This window comes from Dyella sp., assembly GCF_036568765.1.
GTDB lineage: Bacteria > Pseudomonadota > Gammaproteobacteria > Xanthomonadales > Rhodanobacteraceae > GSA-30.
In genome coordinates this window covers 1-22,004 of the sequence record NZ_DATCRY010000097.1, presented here as the reverse complement: position 1 = coordinate 22,004, position 22,004 = coordinate 1, and the positions used below count along the sequence as shown (strand labels likewise).

The 22,004-nt window shown below is 61.5% G+C and carries 25 protein-coding genes; 14 read left to right on the top strand and 11 right to left on the bottom strand.

Translation table 11 applies throughout. The features are described from left to right. The 3 genes from VIM98_RS07315 to VIM98_RS07305 all read left to right on the top strand — a co-directional run. The coding region (locus tag VIM98_RS07315) for a 3-deoxy-7-phosphoheptulonate synthase (protein WP_331992443.1) at window positions 1-1,026 on the top strand (1,026 nt) is incomplete at its 5' end. 83 nt (window positions 1,027-1,109) lie between these two features. Next, window positions 1,110-1,385 (top strand): GNAT family N-acetyltransferase, encoded by a 276-nt coding sequence (locus VIM98_RS07310; RefSeq protein WP_331992442.1) that lies wholly within the window; start codon window positions 1,110-1,112, stop codon window positions 1,383-1,385. A gap of 112 nt (window positions 1,386-1,497) precedes the next feature. Next, window positions 1,498-2,166 (top strand): DUF1345 domain-containing protein, encoded by a 669-nt coding sequence (locus VIM98_RS07305; RefSeq protein ID WP_331992441.1) that lies wholly within the window; start codon window positions 1,498-1,500, stop codon window positions 2,164-2,166. 39 nt (window positions 2,167-2,205) lie between these two features. Here VIM98_RS07305 and VIM98_RS07300 read toward each other — a convergent pair whose 3' ends face one another. Then, window positions 2,206-2,688 (bottom strand): YajQ family cyclic di-GMP-binding protein, encoded by a 483-nt coding sequence (locus VIM98_RS07300; protein ID WP_331992440.1) that lies wholly within the window; start codon window positions 2,686-2,688, stop codon window positions 2,206-2,208. 99 nt (window positions 2,689-2,787) lie between these two features. Here VIM98_RS07300 and VIM98_RS07295 point away from each other — a divergent pair, with 99 nt between their 5' ends. Together VIM98_RS07295 and VIM98_RS07290 are read left to right on the top strand one after the other, a co-directional pair. Continuing rightward, a complete protein-coding gene (locus VIM98_RS07295) occupies window positions 2,788-3,966 on the top strand; it encodes an NAD(P)/FAD-dependent oxidoreductase (protein WP_331992439.1) in 1,179 nt (392 codons plus the stop codon). Window positions 3,967-4,038: 72 nt separating this feature from the next. Next, entirely contained in the window at window positions 4,039-4,926 is an 888-nt protein-coding gene (locus VIM98_RS07290; protein ID WP_331992438.1) for an NAD(P)-dependent oxidoreductase, read from the top strand. A gap of 58 nt (window positions 4,927-4,984) precedes the next feature. On the opposite strand, the gene VIM98_RS07285 is transcribed toward VIM98_RS07290, so the two are convergent. Together VIM98_RS07285 and VIM98_RS07280 are read right to left on the bottom strand one after the other, a co-directional pair. After that, window positions 4,985-5,455, bottom strand: a complete 471-nt coding sequence (locus VIM98_RS07285) for a YaiI/YqxD family protein (RefSeq protein ID WP_331992437.1) — start codon at window positions 5,453-5,455, stop codon at window positions 4,985-4,987. Between the two features lies 1 nt (window position 5,456). Next, window positions 5,457-6,335, bottom strand: coding sequence for a PhzF family phenazine biosynthesis protein (locus VIM98_RS07280; RefSeq protein ID WP_331992436.1), 879 nt, complete (start codon window positions 6,333-6,335; stop codon window positions 5,457-5,459). A gap of 157 nt (window positions 6,336-6,492) precedes the next feature. On the opposite strand from VIM98_RS07280, the gene VIM98_RS07275 reads away from it, so the two are divergent. The 4 genes from VIM98_RS07275 (at window position 6,493) to VIM98_RS07260 (ending at window position 9,516) form a co-directional block, all read left to right on the top strand. Continuing rightward, window positions 6,493-7,098 carry a rhomboid family intramembrane serine protease gene (locus VIM98_RS07275; protein WP_331992445.1) on the top strand — a complete coding sequence of 202 codons (606 nt, stop codon included), beginning with the start codon at window positions 6,493-6,495 and terminating at the stop codon, window positions 7,096-7,098. 111 nt (window positions 7,099-7,209) lie between these two features. Beyond that, entirely contained in the window at window positions 7,210-7,881 is a 672-nt protein-coding gene (locus tag VIM98_RS07270) for a histone H1-like repetitive region-containing protein (protein ID WP_331992435.1), read from the top strand. A gap of 129 nt (window positions 7,882-8,010) precedes the next feature. Next, complete coding sequence (locus VIM98_RS07265) at window positions 8,011-8,382, top strand: hypothetical protein (protein ID WP_331992434.1); 372 nt, start codon at window positions 8,011-8,013, stop codon at window positions 8,380-8,382. Window positions 8,383-8,403: 21 nt separating this feature from the next. Then, complete coding sequence (locus VIM98_RS07260) at window positions 8,404-9,516, top strand: aminopeptidase (protein ID WP_331992433.1); 1,113 nt, start codon at window positions 8,404-8,406, stop codon at window positions 9,514-9,516. On the opposite strand, the gene VIM98_RS07255 is transcribed toward VIM98_RS07260, so the two are convergent. Continuing rightward, window positions 9,513-10,325, bottom strand: a complete 813-nt coding sequence (locus VIM98_RS07255) for a cytochrome c (protein ID WP_331992432.1) — start codon at window positions 10,323-10,325, stop codon at window positions 9,513-9,515. The genes VIM98_RS07260 and VIM98_RS07255 overlap by 4 nt on opposite strands. A 388-nt stretch (window positions 10,326-10,713) precedes the next feature. Between VIM98_RS07255 and pncB the strand changes: the two genes are divergently transcribed. Beyond that, window positions 10,714-11,901 (top strand): nicotinate phosphoribosyltransferase, encoded by a 1,188-nt coding sequence (gene pncB, locus VIM98_RS07250; RefSeq protein WP_331992431.1) that lies wholly within the window; start codon window positions 10,714-10,716, stop codon window positions 11,899-11,901. 161 nt (window positions 11,902-12,062) lie between these two features. On the opposite strand, the gene VIM98_RS07245 is transcribed toward pncB, so the two are convergent. The 3 genes from VIM98_RS07245 to VIM98_RS07235 all read right to left on the bottom strand — a co-directional run bounded on the left by VIM98_RS07245 (window position 12,063) and on the right by VIM98_RS07235 (window position 14,624). Next, on the bottom strand, window positions 12,063-12,857 hold the full coding sequence (locus tag VIM98_RS07245) for a MetQ/NlpA family ABC transporter substrate-binding protein (RefSeq protein ID WP_331992430.1): 795 nt from the start codon (window positions 12,855-12,857) through the stop codon (window positions 12,063-12,065). 67 nt (window positions 12,858-12,924) lie between these two features. Continuing rightward, window positions 12,925-13,617 carry a methionine ABC transporter permease gene (locus VIM98_RS07240; RefSeq protein ID WP_331992429.1) on the bottom strand — a complete coding sequence of 231 codons (693 nt, stop codon included), beginning with the start codon at window positions 13,615-13,617 and terminating at the stop codon, window positions 12,925-12,927. After that, the gene (locus tag VIM98_RS07235) at window positions 13,614-14,624 is read right to left on the bottom strand and encodes a methionine ABC transporter ATP-binding protein (protein WP_331992428.1); all 1,011 of its coding nucleotides are present in this window, start codon (window positions 14,622-14,624) and stop codon (window positions 13,614-13,616) included. The genes VIM98_RS07240 and VIM98_RS07235 overlap by 4 nt, the downstream gene beginning before the upstream one ends. A gap of 112 nt (window positions 14,625-14,736) precedes the next feature. On the opposite strand from VIM98_RS07235, the gene VIM98_RS07230 reads away from it, so the two are divergent. After that, window positions 14,737-15,216 carry a glutathione peroxidase gene (locus VIM98_RS07230; protein ID WP_331992427.1) on the top strand — a complete coding sequence of 160 codons (480 nt, stop codon included), beginning with the start codon at window positions 14,737-14,739 and terminating at the stop codon, window positions 15,214-15,216. 16 nt (window positions 15,217-15,232) lie between these two features. Here VIM98_RS07230 and dacB read toward each other — a convergent pair whose 3' ends face one another. Continuing rightward, the gene (gene dacB, locus VIM98_RS07225) at window positions 15,233-16,807 is read right to left on the bottom strand and encodes a D-alanyl-D-alanine carboxypeptidase/D-alanyl-D-alanine endopeptidase (RefSeq protein WP_331992426.1); all 1,575 of its coding nucleotides are present in this window, start codon (window positions 16,805-16,807) and stop codon (window positions 15,233-15,235) included. 76 nt (window positions 16,808-16,883) lie between these two features. Here dacB and VIM98_RS07220 point away from each other — a divergent pair, with 76 nt between their 5' ends. After that, window positions 16,884-17,366: a peptidylprolyl isomerase gene (locus VIM98_RS07220; RefSeq protein WP_331992425.1), complete on the top strand. Its 483-nt coding sequence runs from the start codon at window positions 16,884-16,886 to the stop codon at window positions 17,364-17,366. A 125-nt stretch (window positions 17,367-17,491) separates the two neighbouring features. On the opposite strand, the gene VIM98_RS07215 is transcribed toward VIM98_RS07220, so the two are convergent. Next, complete coding sequence (locus VIM98_RS07215) at window positions 17,492-18,580, bottom strand: phospholipase A (RefSeq protein WP_331992424.1); 1,089 nt, start codon at window positions 18,578-18,580, stop codon at window positions 17,492-17,494. Window positions 18,581-18,699: 119 nt separating this feature from the next. After that, window positions 18,700-19,221, bottom strand: coding sequence for an EF-hand domain-containing protein (locus VIM98_RS07210; RefSeq protein ID WP_331992423.1), 522 nt, complete (start codon window positions 19,219-19,221; stop codon window positions 18,700-18,702). A gap of 193 nt (window positions 19,222-19,414) precedes the next feature. Here VIM98_RS07210 and VIM98_RS07205 point away from each other — a divergent pair, with 193 nt between their 5' ends. Beyond that, window positions 19,415-20,644 carry a winged helix-turn-helix domain-containing protein gene (locus VIM98_RS07205; protein WP_331992444.1) on the top strand — a complete coding sequence of 410 codons (1,230 nt, stop codon included), beginning with the start codon at window positions 19,415-19,417 and terminating at the stop codon, window positions 20,642-20,644. Between the two features lie 33 nt (window positions 20,645-20,677). Here the strand turns inward: VIM98_RS07205 and VIM98_RS07200 are convergent, their stop codons facing one another. Continuing rightward, window positions 20,678-21,139, bottom strand: a complete 462-nt coding sequence (locus VIM98_RS07200) for a hypothetical protein (protein ID WP_331992422.1) — start codon at window positions 21,137-21,139, stop codon at window positions 20,678-20,680. A gap of 355 nt (window positions 21,140-21,494) precedes the next feature. Here VIM98_RS07200 and VIM98_RS07195 point away from each other — a divergent pair, with 355 nt between their 5' ends. After that, a complete protein-coding gene (locus VIM98_RS07195) occupies window positions 21,495-21,704 on the top strand; it encodes a cold-shock protein (protein ID WP_331992421.1) in 210 nt (69 codons plus the stop codon). The last annotated feature ends 300 nt before the right edge of the window (window positions 21,705-22,004 follow it).

Sequence of the window (22,004 nt, the reverse complement as noted above, 5' to 3'; positions counted from 1 at the left end):
CCCGCCGACGTTATCGGCGAACTCCCCTTGAGCGAGCTGGCAGCGACCGCGGTCAGCGAGGCACGTGTGTCTTTGCACCGCATCTTGCAGGGCGATGACGACCGCCTGGCCGTTGTCATAGGCCCATGCTCCATCCACGATCCGACCGCCGCGCTGGAATATGCGCAACGCCTCAAGCAGCAGCGCGATCGCTATGCCGATGCACTGGAGATCGTCATGCGCGTGTATTTCGAGAAGCCGCGTACGACCGTGGGTTGGAAAGGGCTGATCAACGATCCGGACCTCGATGGCAGCTTTCGTATAGACAAAGGGTTGCGCATGGCCCGCGGCTTGCTGCGGAACATCAACGAGTTGGGCTTGCCTGCCGGCTGCGAGTTCCTCGACATGATCACGCCCCAGTACACCGCCGACCTCGTCGCCTGGGGCGCGATCGGTGCGCGTACCACCGAGAGCCAGGTGCATCGTGAATTGGCCTCCGGGTTGTCCTGCCCGGTGGGTTTCAAAAATGGCACCGACGGCAGCGTGAAGATCGCCGTGGACGCGGTGCAGGCAGCATCGCAGCCGCATCATTTTCTCGCCGTCACCAAGCAGGGCGGGGTCGCTATCGCCGCTACCAGCGGCAACGCCGATTGCCACGTGATCCTGCGCGGCGGTCATGCACCCAACTATGACGCGGCCAGTGTGCAGGCCGCTTGCGTCGCCATGGCCAAGGCAGGGATCGAGCCGCGGTTGATGATCGACATGAGCCATGCCAACAGCGGCAAGCAACCGGAAAACCAGCCGAACGTCGCCGAGAATATCGCCGGTCAACTCGAAGCTGGTGAGACGCGGATCATCGGCGTCATGGTCGAGAGTCATCTGGTCGGCGGCCATCAAGCCCTCGTGCCGGGACAGCCACTGATTTACGGCCAGAGCATTACCGATGGTTGCCTGGATTGGGACCGTTCCGAGCGTCTTCTCGAACGTCTGGCCCAGGCGGTCCGAGCGCGCCGCGCGTCGGCTGAGCGCAAGGTCGCCAACGGTTGACGGGCCTCGGCTTTTCACGTCGGATTGGCGCGCCCATGACCTATCCTATAGGCGCGCCTGCCGCATGGAAGAGAAAAGCCACCATGTCCCCAGCCATCCATCACGATCCCAGTCGCCATCGTTTCGAAACGCACGTCGATGGCATCGCTTGCGTGCTCGACTATCTGCTGGATCGACAAGTCATGACGGTAACCCACACCGTGGTACCGCAGGCCGTGGGCGGTCGCGGCATTGCCGCAGACCTTACCCGCACCGCGATGGATACTGCACGTCGCGAAGGCTGGAAAGTCGTTCCCGCATGTTCTTACGCGGACGCCTGGATGCGGCGTCACCCCGAATACGGCGATCTGCGCGCTTGACGCTATGATGCGTGCAGGTCTGCCGTGGGTGGCAGGTAGGGAGTGTGTGCTTGAGTCATTCATCGTCGATCGTAGAAGGCCCCCGCCAGGGGCCCGGCATGAAAAATCCGGCATGAGCACGCCTGCCAAGCGTCGTTACCGCTGGCGCCCTTTTCATGCGGTACGCGCGCGTCCCCGCATGATGACGTCGGCCTTGATCTTCGTCGTCGTGACCATCTTGCTCTACAGCTCCGGCATACGGCCCCCGCTGGCTTTGCTGCTGGGGTTCGATGTCGGAGCGCTGGCGTTTCTCAGCATGGTGGCCTGGTTGTTCAACAAGGCCAGCCCTACACAGATGCGCTCGCAGGCGCGCGCGCAGGACAGCGGCCGCTGGGGGTTTTTATGGAGTGGCATCGTGCTCGCTGCGGTGGTCATGGTGGCGCTCGGCAATGAACTCCACGCGGGCAAGAGCGGTGGCATTGCGCCGATCGTGCTTTCGTCGGTTAGCGTCGTGCTTACCTGGCTGTTCATGAACACCATGTTCGCCATGCACTACGCGCATGGTTACTACGGTAATTTCGGCAAGAAACACGAAGGCCTGGAATTTCCGCAGACTCCGGAGCCGGACTACTGGGACTTTGCTTATTTCGCCATCGTTATCGGTATGTGCTTCCAGGTCTCCGACGTGCAGATCACCAGCCGCTACTTGCGCCGCGTCGCGCTGTTGCACAGCGTAATCGCGTTTTTCTTCAACGTGTTCATCATCGCTTTGACGGTGAATGTGGTGGCAGGGCAAGCGTAGGCGAGCAGGCCGCCTGCGCGGCGGGCGGCCTTATCTGCGTCAATCCCGGAAATTGTCGAACTGCAACGGCAGCTCGACCTTCGCCTGCTTCAATATCGCCATCGCTAACTGCAGGTCGTCGCGCTTCTTGCCTGTCACGCGCAACTTGTCGCCATTGATCTGCGCTTCTACCTTCAGTTTCGCTTCCTTGAGTGTGGCGACCAACTTTTTGGCGATTGCCTGCTCGATGCCTTGTTTGACCGTGATCGCCTGGCGCGAGCCGGCCAGGTTGGTTTCCGGATCGGCTACGTCCAGCGCGCGGATATCGATCTTCCGGGCGCTCAGGCGGGCGCGCAGGATATCCAGCATCTGCTGAAGCTGGAACTCGCTGGGCGCCGATTGCGTGATGACGAACTTGTCCAGCTCGAACTTGGCGTCGGTGCCCTTGAAGTCGAAGCGCGTGGAAAGTTCGCGATTGGCCTGGTCGACAGCATTGGTCAGCTCGTGCTTGTCGACCTCGGAAACTACGTCAAAAGAAGGCATGGCGGTAGGTCCTGCAAAGAAATCGAAGACGCAGTGTAAGCGATAAGCCGATGACTGGCGGATAATGGGGTTTTAAGCGGTCCGAAGGCGGCGTACCCAGTGAAAGTGGATGTGGCGATTCTTGGCGCAGGTGCGGCCGGCCTGATGTGCGCGATGACGGCAGCGTATCGCGGTCGCAGCGTGCTGGTGCTCGATCACGCCAACAAGCCGGGCAAGAAAATCCTGATGTCCGGTGGCGGCCGCTGCAATTTCACCAATCTGGGCGTGACACCCGCGCAGTACCTTTCGGCAAATCCGCATTTTGCCAAGTCGGCGCTGGCGCGCTATACACCCGCCGATTTCATCGCCATGGTGGAAAGGCACCGCATCGCCTACCACGAGAAAGAACTGGGCCAGCTGTTTTGCAACGAATCGTCCAAGCAGATCGTGCGCATGCTGCTGGACGAGTGCGCGGCGGCCGGTGCGCGCGTCGAAACCAGCTGCGGCGTGGAGCAGGTTCGGCATGGCGAGGAAGGTTTTGCCGTGCTGACCGCGCGCGGCGTAGTGCACGCCAAGTCGTTGGTGGTGGCTACCGGCGGATTGTCGATTCCCAGCATGGGGGCCACGGGCTTCGCCTATGAGTTGGCGCGTCAGTTCGGCCATCAGGTGTTGCCCACGCGCGCCGGATTAGTGCCGCTCACGCTCAGTGGCAAGCATCAGGAGCATTACCAGGACCTCGCCGGCCTTGCTTTGCCGATGGCCGAGGCTCGTGTGGGCAAACGCAGTTTCCGGGCCGGCATGCTGTTTACGCATCGTGGTATCAGCGGACCGGCGATCCTGCAGATTTCGTCCTACTGGCAGCCGGGCGACGATCTGCGCATCGACTTCTCGCCCGATGAGGATGCCGCGGCATGGTTGATCGGTCAGCGCGAAGCGCGGCCGGCCGGCGAATTGAGAAATGTACTGGGTGACCTGTTACCGCGGCGTCTGGCGCAGCGCTTGTGCGAGCGCTGGCTCGGCAACCGGCCGATGCGGCAATGGCAGCCTCATGAATTGCGTGCGCTAGGCGAGCAACTGCACGACTGGCCGATCGTCGCCAGCGGTACAGAGGGCTATCGAACGGCGGAGGTCACATTGGGAGGCGTCGATACCGATGGAATTTCTTCCAGCACCATGCAATCGAAGCAGGTTCCGGGTTTGTTTTTCATCGGCGAAGCGGTCGACGTCACTGGCTGGCTCGGCGGCTACAACTTCCAATGGGCGTGGGCCTCGGGACATGCGGCGGGCGAGGCGGCCTGATTCGGACTTTTGCCTGACCTAAACAACCCTCATGCTTGACTTGATTTCAGCTGATCTAACGGAGGTGCGCGTATGAAAGTCGGATTTATTGGCCTGGGCGCGATGGGCGCGGCGATGGCAAGCAATCTGGTGAAGGCGGGGCATGCGGTCACGGTATGGAACCGGTCGCCGGATGCCACCGCGCCGCTGGTATCGCTCGGGGCGAAGGCTGCCGGTACGCCCGAGCGTGCGGCGCAGGGCGAGGTGCTGATGAGCATGCTGGCCAACGACAAGGCCGTGCGCGAGGTGCTGCTCGACGGCGGTTTGCTCGACGCGATGGATCCCGGCACGGTACATGTCAACCACGCGACGATTTCGGTGGAACTGGCTCGAGTCCTGGCCGAGGAGCACGCCCGGCGCGGCCTGGGCTACGTATCGGCACCGGTGTTCGGTCGGCCGGATGTGGCCGCCGCAGGCAAGCTCAATATCCTGGCCGCCGGCAAGCCGGGCGACGTGCAAAAAGTGCAGCCTTTGCTGGAGGCGATGGGAACGAAAGTGTGGCCGTTGGGCGAAACGCCGGAGCGGGCGAATATCGTCAAGATCGCCGGCAATTTCATGCTGGTGACGGCCGTGGAAAGCATGGCCGAGGCCAGTACGCTGACCCGCGCCTATGGCGTCAGTGCGGCCGACTTTCTCGACATCATGACCAATACACTGTTTGCCTCGCCGGTCTATCAGGGCTATGGCAAGCTGATTGTCGAAGAGCGTTTCAAGCCGGCGGGTTTTGCCTTGCCGCTGACGCTCAAGGATGTTGGTCTGGCGCTCGAAGCGGGCACATCGAGGCGAGTGCCGCTGCCGTTTGCCGGGGTACTGCGCGATACCTTGCTCGAGGCATTGGCGCAGGGCGATGAAGCGTTGGATATTTCAGCGCTTTCGCAGGTGGCGGCGCGCCGGGCGAATCTCGAAGGAACTGCTCGCTGACGCATCGCAAGAGCCCTTCATTCCCCCAAAGCCACGCAAAACACGAAGCGAGCGGCGTTCAGCCTGCGCCCCGCTTGCGGCGCATCAACCACGCATCGAGCTGATTGGCAAAAGCCTGCCGGTCGCGTGGATGAAATGCCGCCGGCCCGCCGGTGTCGATGCCGGCACCGCGCAGCTCATCCATGAAGTTGCGCATGGACAGGCGCTGCGCGATGGTTTCGACGGTGTAGAGTTCACCGCGCGGATTTATCGCCAAAGCTCCCTTGGCGATCACTGCCGCGGCCAGCGGTATGTCCTGCGTGACCACCAGATCGCCAGGGTTCGCACGTTGCACGATTTCGTTGTCTGCCACGTCCAACCCTGACGGCACCTGCACCGCGCGCACAAAGCGCGATGGCGGCGTACGCAGCCACTGATTGGCGACGAGCGTCACCTGCGTCTGTTCGCGCTCGGCGGCACGGAACAGGATCTCCTTGATGACGCCGGGACAGGCATCCGCATCCACCCAGATCTGCGTGTCGGCGGTCACGTCAGGTCAGGCTCCAGCGAAGCTGGCCATCGATCACGGTGTGCGTGCGGCCACCGACCCATACGCCGCCGTCGATACGCACCAGCAATTGCGCGTTGTAGCCGATTTCGCGTCCCTGACTGACGACATAGCCCCGCGCGAGCGGGCCGTCGGGTTCGGCGTGAGCGATGTACGCGCCGATCAAGCCATTGGCCGCACCGGACGCTGGATCTTCGACGATGCCTACGCCAGCGGGCAGGGCGCGCACGACTAATTGGTAGTCCGGCCGCTCACTGCGGGCGAAGACGCAGACGCCGAGGCTGCCCGTCGCTTGGGCCAATGCACCGATGGCGGCGTGGTCGGGCTGCCAGGCGCGCAGACTGGCCTCGTCGGCACATTCGGCGACCCACCAGTGTCGTCCGCCTTCTACCAGTGCGGGCGGCAATTGGCCCAGTCCAATGCCTGACAGGGCGCCGGAAAGCAACGGATGCGCGTCCGCTCCTTGCGATACCACATGCGCGCGCGGTGATTTCAACAGCAACTGTCTCGAGAGACCTTCCCCTTCGACGCGGATCGGTAGCACACCGGCCCCGCATTCCTGCCATAAGAGGCCATCCAGCGGCTTGGCCAGACCGGTTTCCAGCACGGCGTGCGCGCTGCCGATGCTTGGGTGGCCGGCAAAGGGGATTTCCTTGTGCGGCGTGAAGATGCGGACCCGGTAACTGGCGTCGGGTTGGCTCGGCGGCAGCAGGAAGGTGGTTTCGACCAGGTCGGTCCAGCGGGCAAAGCGCTGCATTTGCGCATCGCTCCAACCGCGAGCGTCGGTGACGACGCCGAGATGATTGCCTCCGCCGAGCGAACCGGCGAAGACATCCAGATGCAAATAACGAATGGGGGACATGTGGGGAGGGCAGAAGCGGCGACCGGCCGCGTTAAAGCGCCGAATGATAGTCCGATGAAGCACGCTATGGCAGTGCAGCAAGTGCTCAGGTGTCGACAAGCGCTAGCGAGCTGGTCAAGATGCGGCGGATTTTCCCGTTATTGGAGCCGTTCGCATGCTGGTCACCCTGATCATTATCGGCATCACCTGCGTGGTGTCGTTCATGGCGTTCAACAACCAGCGCCTGATGAACGACCTGATCCTCTGGCCGCCGGCGATCGAGCGCCAGCGCGAGTACTATCGGCTGGTCACTTACGGGGCGATTCACGCCGATTTCGGCCATCTGTTCGTGAACATGCTGACGCTGTTTTTCTTCGGTCGCGTCATGGAGGGTTTCTATACCCATACGCTGGGTCAGTTCGGATTCGTGCTGTTCTATCTGGGCGGCCTGATCGTATCGATCCTGCCCACGTATCTGAGCAATCGCGGCAATGCCAATTACCGCAGCCTCGGCGCTTCGGGGGCCGTTTCGGCAGTGCTGTTCGCTTCGATCCTGTTCCAGCCCTGGGCGAAGCTATATCTGTATTTCGCCATTCCTATTCCGGCGATCCTTTATGCCGTGCTCTATGTGATCTATTCGATCTACATGGATCGGCGCGGGCAGGGCAACGTCAACCATAGTGCACACCTCTGGGGCGCAGCGTATGGCGTGGCATTTACGCTGATGGTGCAGCCCGAGCGGTTGTCGATTTTCCTCGATCAGCTGATGCGGCCGCGATTTTGAGGTAAAAGAGTCATGCTCACTTCGGATACATCTTGTCGGTGTTAATTCTTAGCGGGCTGGCGTGCGGAGTCGCGCCCGAGTTCTTTCTTTCAACCGCAGGAGTAGAGACGCATGGCAACGACCCGCAAGTCGGCCGCGAAGAAGTCCGCGGCAAAAAAAGGCGCTCCCCGCAAGGGCGCCGCGAAGAAGGCAACCAAGAAAGCTGCCAAGAAAACCGTTCGCAAGGCAGCCGCCAAGCGCACCGCAAAGAAGGCCATCGCGCGCAAGTCGACCGTCAAGAGCGCCGCTCGCAAGGTCGCGAGCAAGAAGACCGTAGCAAAGAAGGCGACCCGTAAAGCGCCGGCCAAGCGTGCGGCGGCAAAGCGTACGGCGACGAAGTCCGTTGCGAAAACAGCAGCCCGAAAGACAGCAGCGAAGAAGGCGCCCGCGAAGAAAGCCACGGTCAAAAAGACTGCGGTCACGAAGGCGCCAGCCAAGAAGGCTGCTACGGCGTCCGTTGCAAAGCCGACGCCGCAGCCCAAGGCCACGCGCAAGCTTGCCTCCCCGCGCAAGCCCAAGGCTCCCAAGCACATCAGTCCGGAAGAGGCCGTAGCGCACATCCAGGCCCTGCTCGAAGCCAAACAGGAACGCGTGCGCCAGGGGCCGTCCTGGCCGGGCGCGGATCAGGAGGCGCATCCGACCGATAGCAATCACCCGCCGCAGAATGTTGCGGATACGCCTGCGCAGGATGCGGCGCTGGGCCAACCGGTGCACTTGCAGGGCGAGCTCAATCGGCGCAGCTGAAGGCCTGGCGCTCGAGTCGGGCATTGGATGGCTGGCGGGTAAATGCCCGCCAGCTTGCTTTGTAACGGCTCAGTACCCATTCAACGGAACAGTCCTAGCGTGGCACCTACGGGGGCCAGGAGGTCTGTCATGAAACGTTTGCTTGCCGGTTTACTGTTGTGTGGTGCCACGCTGGCGCTGTCGGGGTGTTACTACGATCCGGGCTATAGCTATGTGCGCAGCAATGCGTATGCCGGTGATGCCTACTACGGCACCGGCAGCACGGTGGTCTACGACAACGCTTACTACGGCGGGTATGGATACCCTTATTACGGTTATGGCTGTTGCTACAGCCCTGGCATCAATGTCTGGTATGGCGGTGGTTATTACGGGCGCCCAGGCTATTGGCGCGGTGGACGTGGCGGATGGTACGGCCATGGTGGCGGGCACTGGAGCGGCAACCGCGGCAATTGGCATGGTGGCGGTCACAGCGGCGGCTGGCACGGCGGCCACGGTCGCTGATCGAACAGGCACAATGGCGGCATGTTTCAGCCGCCGCGAAAATCGTCCAGTTATAGCGCTCGCGTCAGGCTCGCGGTGGTCGCCACCGTGAGTCTGCTGCTGTCAGCCTGCCAGACGCTCGGTTATTACGCCCATGTCGCACGCGGGCAGTCGGAATTGGTGCTGCATCGGCGGCCGATCGCTCAGGTCGTGAGCGAACCAGGCATAACGCCCGCCATGCGAGAGCGCCTGCTGCTGTCGCAGCAGGCACGGCGCTTTGCTTCGGATCGGCTCGCGCTACCGGACAATCGCAGCTACACCGGTTATGTCGCGCTCGATCGGCCCTATGTGGTCTGGAATGTGTTCGCCACGCCTCGGTATTCGGTCGAAGCGATCCGGCAATGCTTTCCGTTCGCCGGCTGTGTCGCGTATCGCGGTTATTTCGCGCAGGCCAAGGCAGAGCGGCAGGCCGATCGGCTGCAGGCTGCCGGTGACGATGTCTGGGTCGGTGGCGTGGCCGCTTATTCCACCCTGGGCTGGTTTGCCGATCCCATCCTGAGCAGCATGCTGCGTTGGGACGACGACGAACTGGCCAGCACGATCTTCCACGAATTGGCTCATCAGCTGATCTACGTCAAAGACGACAGCGCATTCAACGAATCCTTTGCGAGCTTTGTGCAGGGCGAAGGACTCAAGCAATGGCGCCAATCGCGCGGGTTGCCGCCGCAGGATGGCAGTCGTGCCGCGATGGATGACGACTTCACCCGGCTGGTGTTGGATCTGCGTGAACGTCTGCGCAGGCGCTACGCTCAGGGTGGCAACGCGGAGGCGCTCGATGCCGCCAAGCAGCGCGAAATCGAGGCGTTTCGCCAGCGTTACGCGCAGTGGCGTGACGAGCGTTGGCCCGGCCGCCATGACTACGATGCCTGGGTTGCAGGGCCGATCAACAATGCGCGTCTTTTGCCGTTCGGCATCTATGACCGTTGGCTACCGGCATTTGCCGAACTGTTTCGCCGCAATGGTTCGCAATGGCCTGCGTTCTATGCGGCCGTGCGTACGATGGCGCATCAAGCGCCCGGGGTGCGGCATGCCTCGCTGCAACAGTTGCTGGACGGCGCTGCGGTGCTTGCTAAGCATGGGGCGGAGCAACCCTAGGGCGGCGTGGCTTTTCGACCGGCCATGTGCTTCAAGTAGGCCAGCAGATCGTCCAGATCGGTATCGGACAATGCATCGCGGGAGAAGCCAGGCATTTTTGCCTGGGGCCAGTGTCTCAGCGATTGCGGGTCGCGAATGTACGCACGCAGCAGATCGGCGCGAAGGTATTCGGTAGGGTTGTGCGGGATATTCAGATCCGGGCCCAGCTTGGCGTCGCCGCTACCATTGAGGGTATGGCAGGCCAGGCAAGTGCGCTGGAATACGGTATAGCCGCGTCGCGCCGGGCTGTCGGCGGGTAGGGCGGAGTCCGGGAGCATCGCCGGAAAGCGTTGAGAAACATCCGCGAGCTTGCGGATGGACGCGACTTGATAGGGCCATTGCTCCTGTCCGACCTTCGCAGCCTCGGGGTGTGTCCAGACGACGTAGAAGGGGCCGGCACCGGGCTTGCCGGGAGCGAGCGCGGGCCACGGTTGGCCGGCTGGTTCGACGGCGAGCCATGCCTGGCTGCCATGGTCGTCGAGCAGCAGGGCTGCCGGGATCTCGGCGGCGAAGCCGTCGCTGGCGACGAATTGCAAGTGATCTTCCCGACCGAGGCCAATCAAGAGCGCACGCAGCGGCACGGCTCGATAGCGCATCGTGCGCTTGTAAGCCACATCGGCAGGAATCTCCACCGTGCGCACATCGCTCCGGGCCAGCAATTGGGCGGTCTGATATGTCTGCGCGCCCTGACCGAGGTCGATCTTCAGTTCCGCGGCAACCGTATGGAAACTGAACCAGGCCAAGCACCATCCAAGTAGCAAACGACGCATCGACATCTCCTGTCTTATCCTTTGATTGTAGCGGCGCCAGCCTTATTTATGGGCGGACGGCCTGGGTTGAGTGCGAAATCGCTTGCAGGCCCGAGCTTTGGCTACGCGGCGTTTTGACGCAGCAAGGTTTTATCCCGATATGCTCTTGAACTTCCCCAGGGCATCGCCATCTAAGAGTCATGATCGCCGTGAGGCGACCCGAAGCAGCCAATCGATCGGTTGCTGAGGGGCCGGATTATCCTTCCCCAAGGATCCTGGCCCGACAAACCCCGACGGCCCCTCCCCTGGCCCTCGGGGTTTTATTTTGCCCAGGGATACCTCAGCGACAGCGTGCGCTGGGCGATCGAGCGGATCATAATTCGTGGCCTGCGTCCCTAAAGCCCCTTCGATGATCATCAACTCGCTGCTCGATACCGACCTGTACAAGTTCTCGATGATGCAGGTGGTGTTGCATCACTATCCGGCGGCACAGGTCGAGTACCGTTTCAAATGCCGCAACCCCGGCGTGAATCTGGTGCCGTACATCGATGAGATTCGCGCGGAGCTTGCCGCACTATGCAGCCTTCGCTTCAGCGAAGAGGAGCTGGACTACCTGCGTAGCTGGCGCTTCATCAAGAGCGACTTCGTCGACTTTCTCACCCTTTTCCAGCTCAACGCCAAGTACGTCACTATCGAACCTTCGCCGGCAGGAAATGGCGAGATCGAGATTCGCATCGTCGGTCCGTGGCTGCACACGATTCTGTTTGAAGTGCCCTTGCTGGCGATCGTCAACGAAGTCTATTTCCGCAACACACAACCCGGCCTGGATCTGGGCGAGGGGCGTCGTCGGCTGCATGAGAAGATCGCTTTGCTGCGCGATACGGCAGGCCACGAAGGTTGTCGCATCGCCGATTACGGCACGCGCCGCCGTTTTTCGCGCGAGTGGCAGAGGGAGGTAGTCGCTACGTTGCGCGAAGGACTGGGCGAGCAACTGACCGGTACCAGCAATGTGTGGTTGGCATGGCGGCTGGGCCTGCGCCCGCTTGGAACACTTGCGCATGAATACCTGCAGGCTCATCAGGCGCTGGGCCCACGCTTGCGCGACTCGCAAGTGGCCGCGCTGGAGACCTGGGCCAGAGAGTATCGCGGCGATCTCGGTATCGCCTTATCCGACGTCTACGGTTTGAGCGCGTTCCTGCGCGATTTCGATATGTACTTCTGCAAGTTGTTCGATGGCACGCGCCATGATTCGGGCGATCCGTTCGAATGGGGAGAGCGCGTGCTCGCGCACTACCGCGCCAATCGCGTCGACCCGAGCAGCAAGGTACTGGTGTTCAGCGACGGTCTGGATATCCCGAAGGTGATGCAGCTCTATACGCACTTTCGCGGACGCTGTCAGCTCGCCTTCGGTGTGGGGACCAATCTGACCAACGATGTGGGTCCGTCGCCATTGAATATCGTCATCAAGATGGTTCGTTGCAACGGCCAGCCGGTGGCCAAGCTGAGCGACTCGCCGGGCAAGAACATGTGCGAGGACGAGGCCTACGTGGCTTACCTGCGGCAGGTATTTGAGATTCCGGTGCTTGCTGACGAGTAGGGGCGCGTGGGCTTTTAGGAGCGAGTAGCGAGGCTGCAAGTCCGCGCGGGTTCAAGGCTGCGATTAGGTTCTCGCGCGCTTAAGGTGAGCGGCACCGCTCGACCGTGCGCCCTCGCTCCTCGCCCCAAAAAGCCTGAGCCTTACGGCTCGTTCCGGTGGCCTCAAAACGCGGGCAAGACGGCACCATGGTACTGCTGCTCGATGTACTGCCTGACCTGCGGGCTGGTCAGCGCCTTGGCGAGCGCCTGCACGCGCGGATCGTCCTTGTTGTCGGCGCGGCTGACCAGGACGTTGACGTAGGGAGAATCTTTGTCTTCGATCAACAGCGCATCCTTGACGGGATTGAGGCCGGCGGCCAGCGCATAGTTGGTATTGATCAGGGCGAGGTCTACCTCGTCCAGCGTCCGCGGCAGGATTGCCGCTTCCAATTCACGGAATTTCAGGTGCTTCGGATTGGCGATCACGTCTTTGGGCGTGGAGATGGGGCTGTTCGGGTCCTTCAGCACGATCAGTCCGTGCTTGGCGATCAGCAGCAGCGCGCGGCCGCCGTTGCTCGGGTCGTTGGGCAGGCTGACTGTAGCGCCGTCCGGCAGCTCGTCGATCGATTTGATCTTGCGCGAATAGGCACCGAAGGGCTCGATATGCACGCCGGTGACAACGGTGAGGTTGGTGCCATGTTGCCGGTTGAACTCGTCCAGGTACGGCTTGCTCTGAAAATAGTTCACATCGACGTTTTTTTCCAACACCTGGGTATTGGGCTGCACGTAATCGGCAAAGACCTTGATATCCAGGTTGATCCCTTCCTTGGCCAGGATCGGCCTGGCCTGCTTGAGGATCTCCGCATGCGGTACTGCGGTCGCGGCTACGCTGAGCGTTTGGGTATGGCCGCTATCGGAGCCGGAGGAGCAGCCGGCCAGCAGAAGCATGGCCGCCAGGGAAGCGAGGAACTTGGTCATGGAGTATCAGCCTTTGTGCGTCGCACCAGAGTAGCCGTCTATACCGCTGTTTGCAAAAATCTTACGGTCAGCGACGGCTGAAATAGGCCACCACGCGGTCGCCGATGGTTTGCAGGAGCTGCACGAGCACAATCAACAGGAAAACAGTGACCACCATGTAGTCCGACTTATAGCTCAGGTAGCCGTAGCGATAGGCCAGGTCGCCCAGGCCACCCGCGCCGATCGCGCCGCCCATGGCGGTATAGCCCACCAGCGCGATCGCGGTCACCGTGATGCCGGCGGCAAGGCCTGGTCGCGCTTCGGGCAGCAGCACATGGCGGACGATTTGCCAGGTAGTCGCTCCCATGGCCTGGCTGGCCTCGATGACGCCGCGCTCTACTTCGCGCAAGGCGGTTTCGACGAGACGGGCGAAGAAGGGGGCTGCGCCGATCACCAATGGCGGGATGGCGCCCCGAATGCCCAGCTTGGTGCCGACCAGGACATAGGTCAGTGGCATCAGCACGATCATCAGAATGATGAAGGGTATCGAGCGCAGGATATTCACCGTCAGCGACAGCACGCCGTAAAGCCTGGGCATCTCGCGTAGCTGGCCCTTGCCGGTCAGGTAGAGCAGTACGCCAAGCGGCATGCCGATCGCGACGGTCAACAGCAGCGAGCCTCCCAGCATCAACAAGGTATCGATACAGGCGTGCCCCAGTTCGCCCCAATCGTCGATATTCGGGAACAATTGCTGTAGCGGCGAGGCCGGGGCGAGCATCATCGGGCAATCTCCTCTACTTCGATGCCTGCATCGCGCAGCGAGGCGAGTGCGGTATCGGTACCGGCTCCTTGCATGGCGAGCGTCAGTTGGCCGTACGGTAGATCTTTGATGCGATCGATGCGGCCGGCCAGGATATTGAAGTCCACACCGGTATCGCGCGCGATCCGGCTCAGCGTCGGTGACCAGGTCGTTTCGCCGCGGAAAGAAAGGCGCAGGATGCGGCCCGGTACCTGGGCATATTGTGCGGCGGCACCGGCGGCCTCTTCCGGCAAGGCTTCGTCGACGAAGCGGCGGGTAGTGGCGTGCTCCGGATGCAGGAAGACATCCGCTACGGCGCCGTGCTCGACGATCCGGCCGGCATCGAGTACGGCGACACGGTCGCAGACGCGCCGTACGACATCCATTTCGTGCGTGATCAACACGATCGTGAGCTTCAGATCGCGGTTGATCTGCGCCAGAAGCTCCAGCACCGACGCAGTGGTCTGTGGATCCAGTGCGCTGGTCGCTTCGTCGCAGAGCAGGATAGAGGGGCGGTTAGCCAGCGCGCGGGCAATGCCGACACGCTGTTTCTGGCCACCCGAAAGCTGCGACGGGTATTTGTTGGCGTGTGCTGTCAGGCCCACGCGCTCCAGCAATTCATCGACGCGTCGCCGGATCGCGTTTTGGTCGCGCTCGCCGGCCAGGCGTAGCGGAAAGGCGATATTGTCGGCAACTGTCTGCGAAGACAGTAGATTGAAGTGCTGAAAGATCATGCCGGTGCGGCGGCGTTGTGCACGCAGCGCTGCGTCGTCCAATGCCGTCAGATCGACATCGTCGATCAGGATGCGCCCGCCGCTGGGGCGTTCGAGCAGGTTGATAAGCCGTATAAGCGTCGATTTGCCGGCGCCGGAATGACCGATGATGCCGAATACCTCGCCATCGACGATATCCAGGTTGAACGGTTGTAATGCGGAAATGTCCTTGCCGTCGACACGATAGGACTTATGGACATCGACGAAGCGAATCACGGTGGGGCCCGGGCGAGGAAGTCGAAGGAGGCATTATGCCAGCCGGCGGCCGGGCGTGGCGGGTTGGGCTGGCGTAAACTGTGTTTTCCGGTCCCCAAGGAGTGCTCAAGACATGGCTTCCGTTTACGACTTTTCCGCCCGCGACATCGACGGTAACGAGCGTTCGTTGGCCGAATGGCGCGGCAAGACCCTGCTGATCGTCAATGTGGCTTCCAAGTGCGGCTTTACCCCGCAATACACGGGGCTGGAGGCCTTGTGGCGCAAATATCGCGATAAGGGCGTAGCGGTGCTGGGTTTCCCCTGCGATCAGTTCGGGCACCAGGAGCCCGGCGATGAGGCCGAGATCAAGAATTTCTGCTCGACCAGCTATGACGTCAGCTTCCCGATGTTCGCCAAGATCGAAGTCAATGGCGAAAACACTCATCCGCTCTATCGCTGGCTGAAAAAGGAAGGCAAGGGCATCCTGGGCAGCGAGGCGATCAAGTGGAATTTCACCAAGTTCCTGATCGACGACCGGGGCGAGGTAGTCAGGCGCTACGCGCCGACCGATACGCCGGAGAAGATCGAGCGCGATATCGCCGAAGGGAGATGAGGGAGCCGGCGTAGTTTTACGGCGCACTCGTCGGTTCGGCCAGCATCGTGGCAATGGCGTCGACGTCGCGGCTTGCCGACGGCGCACCTTCCGGCGGCTGATAGTTGTTGAGCATGATCGCGAATGCCAGTCGTTCGCCGGAGGCGGCGGTGACGTAGCCGGCCAGGCAATGCACCAGGCTCATGCTGCCTGTCTTGGCGCGTACATTGTTTTCAGCGGGTGTCTTGTGCATGCGCCATTGCAAGGTACCGTCTACACCGGCCAGCGGCATCGCGTCGTAGACCTGCTGCGCATAGGGTTGGGCGGCCAGAAAACTCAGCACGCGGACGATGGCCTCGGGTGTAGCCAGGTCGCGGCGAGACAAGCCGGATCCCTCCTCGATGAGACTCGCATGCGCGGGTACGCCGATTCGATCGAGCAGAGCGCGCATGGCGCGGATGCCCCAGGCTTCCGTGGTAAGGAAGCCCTTCGGCGGCGCCGGTTCGCTCATCGCTTGATCCTGCGCATGAGCGCCGCTGATCAGCAGCAGGTTCTGCATATAGAGATTCTGCGAGCGCTTCAGCCCCTGGCGCAGGATGTCGGCTACGCTCGGCGACTGCACTTGCGCCACCGCGACCGCGCCATCGCGCTGGCTTGGTTCTGGCCAATGCAAGACGTGCAGCTTGCCCTCGACGTGGATGCCTTGGCGCGCGAGCGCCTTGAGCAGGCGTTGGCCGGCGACGCGGGCAGGATCGACCATGGCGAGTTTGTAGCGCAGCATGGAGGCCCCGGCGGCGATGTTGCCGAAAGCATGCAAGGTATCGCTGCCTGGCGCTCGATAGAGGTTGATATCGTTGCGTGTGCGCGGCTCGCCCGTGACCATGGTATTGGCCAGTACGGGTGCGGCATCGGTCTGATCGAATGCGACAAGCGCCGGCATGCCGGCGCGGCGGCCGGGCCGGATGGCGATATCCACCAGATTGTCGTCCACGCTGAGTGCCGAGGTCGGCATGCCAAACCAGCTCTGCAGGTCGATCGCTTCCCATCCCGAGCCCATCGGGGGCGACTGGAAATAGGTGTCGTCGGCAACAAGGTCGCCGCTGACCTTGCGCAGACCTCGTGCGGCCAGTTGCCCGGCCAGGTTGTCGGCCCAGGCTGCCGTGGAAGGATCGGCGCCCAGTGTCGGGTCGCCCATGCCATACAGCCATAGCGATCCATCGAGTTTGCCGTTCTGGATCGGCTCCTTGGCCAGCACCTGGGTAGGTATGCGGTAATCGGGCCCCAGGGTGCTCAGGGCGACTGCGGCGGTAAACAGCTTGGTCGTGGAAGCTGGCTGGAACAGCCGGTCGGCATTATGTACGTAAAGCACTCGGCCGCTATCGAGCGACGCGACGGCGATACCCCAACGCGCTGCGGCAAAGCGCGGTTGGGCGATGAAAGTGTCGATTTTCGCGCCTAGCGATACGGGCTGTACGGTAGGGGCTTGCTCCGCAGCGGCCGGTTTCGCCACCGCCGAGACGATGACCGTCAGAACAACAAGGCGACACAGGCTGGAGCATCCGTTCATGCCCGCCAGTATTTCAGATCGTCCAGCGTACTGCACGATCGTCACGCCAGCCTCTGTTACCCTTGTCGTCCGCCTCGGCTCTCGCTAAGCCGGGATTTCAGGACATTTCTACGAGAACATCATGCAGATTGCCAACCACAGTGTCGTTTCCTTCCACTACACGTTGACTGACGGTCAGGGTCAGGTCGTCGACAGCTCCGATGGCCGCGAACCGCTGACTTATCTGCAGGGCAGCGGGCAGATCGTGCCGGGGCTGGAGAAGGCGATGGAAGGCCGGAGGGCCGGCGACCAGTTCAAGGTCGACGTTGCCGCCGCGGAGGGCTATGGCGAGCGCCACGAAGAGCTGGTGCAGGAAGTGCCGCGCGACGCCTTCCAGGGCGTGACCGATATCCAGCCCGGCATGCAGTTTCAGGGGCGCGGTCCGCAGGGCGTGATCAACGTGACCGTGACCAGGGTCGATGACGACAAGGTGCACATCGACGGCAATCATCCGTTGGCCGGTCAGACACTGCATTTCGCGATCGAAGTGACGAGTGTTCGCGAATCGACCGAGGAAGAGCGCGAGCATGGTCATGTGCATGGCGAAGGCGGCCATCACCATTGATGCAACCGAGGCCCGGCGCGAGCCGGGCCTCTCGGGAGAGAAGCGAATGCAGAGAAGTGAGAAGTAAGAGAAATGCGCAGACGAGACTTTACGCTCATTGGCCTCTGCAGCCACTCCTTAAACCATCAGTACCAATCCAGCAACGACACCCCCAATCCCAAATACGTCGCATTGTGGTTGTAGTCGATCATGCTCTCGCCATACCCCTTGAAGAGCTCCATATAGCCGCGCAGATTGCCGGCAATCGGAAAGCTCCAGCTGAATTGCCCGGCGCCGTGGCTGCGACTGCCGCCGCGCAGCGAGTGGCGGAGCATCAGGCCGAATTCCTGGCCGTTCCATTCGTGAACGATCTGCATATCCATGCGGCCCATATAGTCGCTGATATCCGGGTTGTCGTCGGTTTTGCTGCTTTCCGGAATGCGCCACCAAGGCCGAAACATCACGGCCCAATCGTCTCGTTCGAAGCCGAAATCGGCAATCACGCGGTTCCAACTGCGCGAGAGCGGGTTGGAGCGTCCATTGGATTCGTGATCGAGTCCGATACCCGCCAGGCGGCCATTCCATCCCAAGACCGAATAATCGGTGTTGAACATCAATATTGCCTCGGGCTCGTAGTTGGTCTCTCGGAACGGGCGCGAAATCGCCGCGTTGTAGACCTGCCAGCGCGAGGACTGGGTATAGCCGATCCACAGATCGCCGTTGTCACCGAACAAGTCCTGCCAGATCTTGGTCTTCAGGCTCAGCTGGAACTTCGCTTCGACATTCTGTAACGACTGCGGCGTGGTGACGGTATTGTCGGGATTGGGGCTGCGCGGTTGATCGTTCTGGTTGCTGGTTGCGAAGACCGGCAGGACATAGACAGGCTTGTATCCGCGGATGTTGAAGGTGCCCAGCTTGCTGCCGGGCGAGAGCTCCCAGCGCGAGTCGAGCAGCGATAATGGTTTGGCCACTTCGCTGTTGCCGATGACGGCGGTGCGGCGATTATTCGTGTCGTTGGTAAATACGCTCGGCGCCTGGGTGCTGCTGTCCTTGCGTTTCTGCGCTACAGGAAGATTGTCGCGACCGGTCGCGTGGTCGTAGCAGGCCAATCGCTGCGCGTCGCTCTCGATGGCGGTGCATGCACGGATATCGAGCGGATTGGGGTTCTGTGCGTGGGACACGGCGACGGCAGAGGCCAGCAGCAGGCCAGTGGCTATGGCGAACGTCCGCTTCACCGGGACCTCCTTTCGATTAGGTCGCAACAAAGTGCGGAGTTTAGCCTGCGATTGCCCGGGAGCAACAAAAAAAGCGCCGGATCGACCGGCGCTTTCGATGAGTCGGTTTGTTGCGGAAATCAAGGGTTCTTGGACCAGGCTTCGTATTCGCTCTTGCTGATCCGGCCGTCGCGGTTGCGATCGGCGTACTTGAAGTCGTTAGCCAGCAGCGGATAAGCCGAGGCCTGGGACTCGCTGATCGACTTGCCGCCGTTGGACAACTGTTCGAAGCTCGGGGCCGGACCGGCGGGTGGGGCAGGTGGCATCGAGGAATTCACTGTCACTTGCACACCCTTGTCTGTCGCTGTTTGCGCCGAGGCCTGCCCTGGTTGAGGTGCCGGCTGCGGCATGGGTTGCGTGCCCGGCGGCGGCGGTGGAGTCGCCTGATCCTGCATCTGCTGCGGATCGGTCGAGCCTGGCGGCGGAGGCGGCGGCATCACCGCTTGCCCTTGTTGCGGTGGCGGTGGCGGTGTCATCGGCTGGGATTGCGGCTGCGGTTGCGGAGGCTGTTGCGGCATGGTCTGGTCTTGCGCCCACAGCGCGCACGCATATTGCAGGGAACCGATCGCTACGATCGATAGAAAAAGCTTCGTATGTTTCATCGGTCACTCCATGCCAGAATCATTGGCGGGTGGAAGAGTGCGCTCATGCTGACCTATCGAAAGTGCATGCGGCGTATCGACAAGGAGCGTCCGTTAAACGCAGACACAATAACCGCATCGAGGTCATGTGAAGTCATCGTTAGCGTTGCATCGGCCTTCAGCTGAAGAGGCTGAAGAGGTTGTCATCTTGCGCATGCAGCAAGCGCGTTGCCTGCAATTGGCTGCACAGGGCTTGCTCAAGGCGCCATCGCGCCGTGCACGTCCCGCTGACGTGGTTGCCGCGATCGAGCGCATGCGGCTGCTGCAGATCGACAGCATTCACGTGATTGCGCGTAGTCCTTACATGGTGCTGCATTCGCGCCTTGGCGCTTACGTGCCCCAATGGCTGGATGATGCGTTGGAACAGGGGCGAATCGTCGAAACCTGGGCGCATGAGGCATGTTTCATACCCGCGGCTGACATCGTTCTGCATCGCGATTGGCGCGCTCAGCGAAGTATGCATTGGGCGCACAAACAGGCCGAGCGCATGCAGCGTGAGCATCGCGCCGGCATGGAGGAAGTGCTTGCCCATATCCGTGCGCATGACGCCATGCGCACGGCCGATTTTTCAACGAGCGAGCGGCCTCAGGGGGCGGCAGGCTGGTGGTCGTGGAAACCCGAGAAGCGTTGGCTCGAAGCGTGGTTCGCATTGGGCGAATTGATGGTGACGCGGCGCGAGCGCTTTCAGCGTGTCTACGACCTGGCCGAACGTGTGCTTGGCAAGCTGCAACCGCCTTTCGATACGACAACTGTTGCCTTGGCGCACGATGAGTTGCGCAAGCGTTTCATTGTCGACACCGTGCGGGCATTGGGCGTCACGCAGGCGCGCTGGATTGCCGACTATTATCGCTTACGGCCGCAGGTCACCGATCGCGAACTGGCTGCCTTGTGCGCAGGCGGGGAATTGATCGAAGTAAAGGTCGACACGTGGCGTTCCCCGGGCTATGTGCACCGCGACCATGCTCCGTTACTTGCGCTGGCCGCACAAGGAAGATTGCGTGCGACTCATACCACGCTGTTGTCGCCGTTCGATCCGCTCGTGTGGGATCGAACGCGTGTGCTGACCATGTTCGATTTCGAATACACCATCGAATGTTATACGCCGCCGGCCAAGCGAAAGTACGGCTACTACGTGCTGCCTATTTTGCATCGAGGACGCCTGGTCGGCCGCCTGGATGCAAAGGCGCATCGCGCCGATGGCATGTTCGAGATCAAATCGGTTTACCTGGAGCCGGGTGTGGAACCGGAAGAGCGCCTGCTCGGCGAGTTGGCCCGGGCGATCGCGGCAACCGCTCATTGGCACGGCACGCCGAAGGTGAAGGTGGCGCGCTCACGTCCTGCGGCGTTTGCAGCGGCTTTACGGCGCATGCTTGCCGATGTTTGAAACAGCAGGTCCTGATGGGTGTTCCAGGCTGGCTCAGGGGCCCGCAGGAGCGGTGCTGGCGCTGCTGCAGGGTTTGCCGGCCAGCACCTGACGCAGTTGATTGGATAACGCCGCGCAGCGCGTGCTCAGTTGCGGGCGCATATCCGGATCCTGGGCATCGTCGAGCAGGCTGCGACGCATCTGTTCGTATCGGCTTTCGATCTGGTCGGGGGAGTAGATGGCGGCGGCGCGGTGGCAGGCGACATAGCTCGCCAGATAGTCGTCGCATGAAGGGATACCGGTCTTGTCGGCCTGGACCGCTTGAGACGGTGCGGTTGGCGCTGCTGTTGTCCGAGGACGGCCGGTTGCGGGTAATTGCCCCCGCGCCGTGGCAGGAGCGGTATTTGCGGTGCCCGTTGACGGGTGCCGGGTGGCTGGCTTGTTGTCTGCACAGCCGGCGATCGTCAAGCCGGTAGCCAGTGCCAGCAAGGCAAGTCGAGCCGAATAAGTAGACATGCGAGCTCCTGCGGGCGGTGGACGCTTGGCCGGCAGCATACTCGGGGCAGCCGGCAGGGCCACTAGACACCGTTGCGAGTAAAAGAAAGCTGAAGGAAAAGCGGTGAACTGGAACTCATTTAGAACGATCCAGCTAATTTAGACCCGATCGGTCCATTCCGTAAGCGATAAAACTTGGGCTATCATTCGTCCGCTGTGTTTGCCGAGGGTCACCAGAGTTTTGTGACCCGATGCCGCTGATCTGCGATCTGCCTCATCGCCTCACCCCTAGGGTTTCCTTAGCACACCAGTAAGTCGCTCGGCTCTACATCTACGGATGCGCTGGGCTAAGTCTGTATACCTTTAGGAGTGTTTCATGTCTGATCGTCAGACCGGTACTGTCAAGTGGTTCAACGATGCCAAGGGTTTCGGCTTCATCAGCCGCGACAATGGCCCGGATGTATTCGTGCATTTCCGCGCGATTCAGGGCAATGGCTTCAAGAGCCTGGCCGAAGGCCAGAAGGTGACCTTCAAGGTCGTGCAGGGCCAGAAGGGCCTGCAGGCCGATGAAGTTCAGGTCGGCTGAGCTGCCCGGCTCGAAAGTTGTGAGAAAGGCCGGACAAATTGTCCGGCCTTTTTTTATGTAGAAAACGTGAAGACGGTTAATAAAAGAAATAATCACAAAATATCTACTCGTAATCTGAAAATCCGTTATGCTGGGGTCACTGTGTTTGCTAGATCACGTGCGTGCCCCGATGTCGGTTCCACAGAATCTTCACATCGCCTCACCCGAATTCCAGCAGCCCAGTAAGCCGTCGGCCCGTGGGGAGGCTGACTTGTCTCAGCATCGAGAAGAGTCGGAGTGAGTGAGTCATGTCGGATCGTG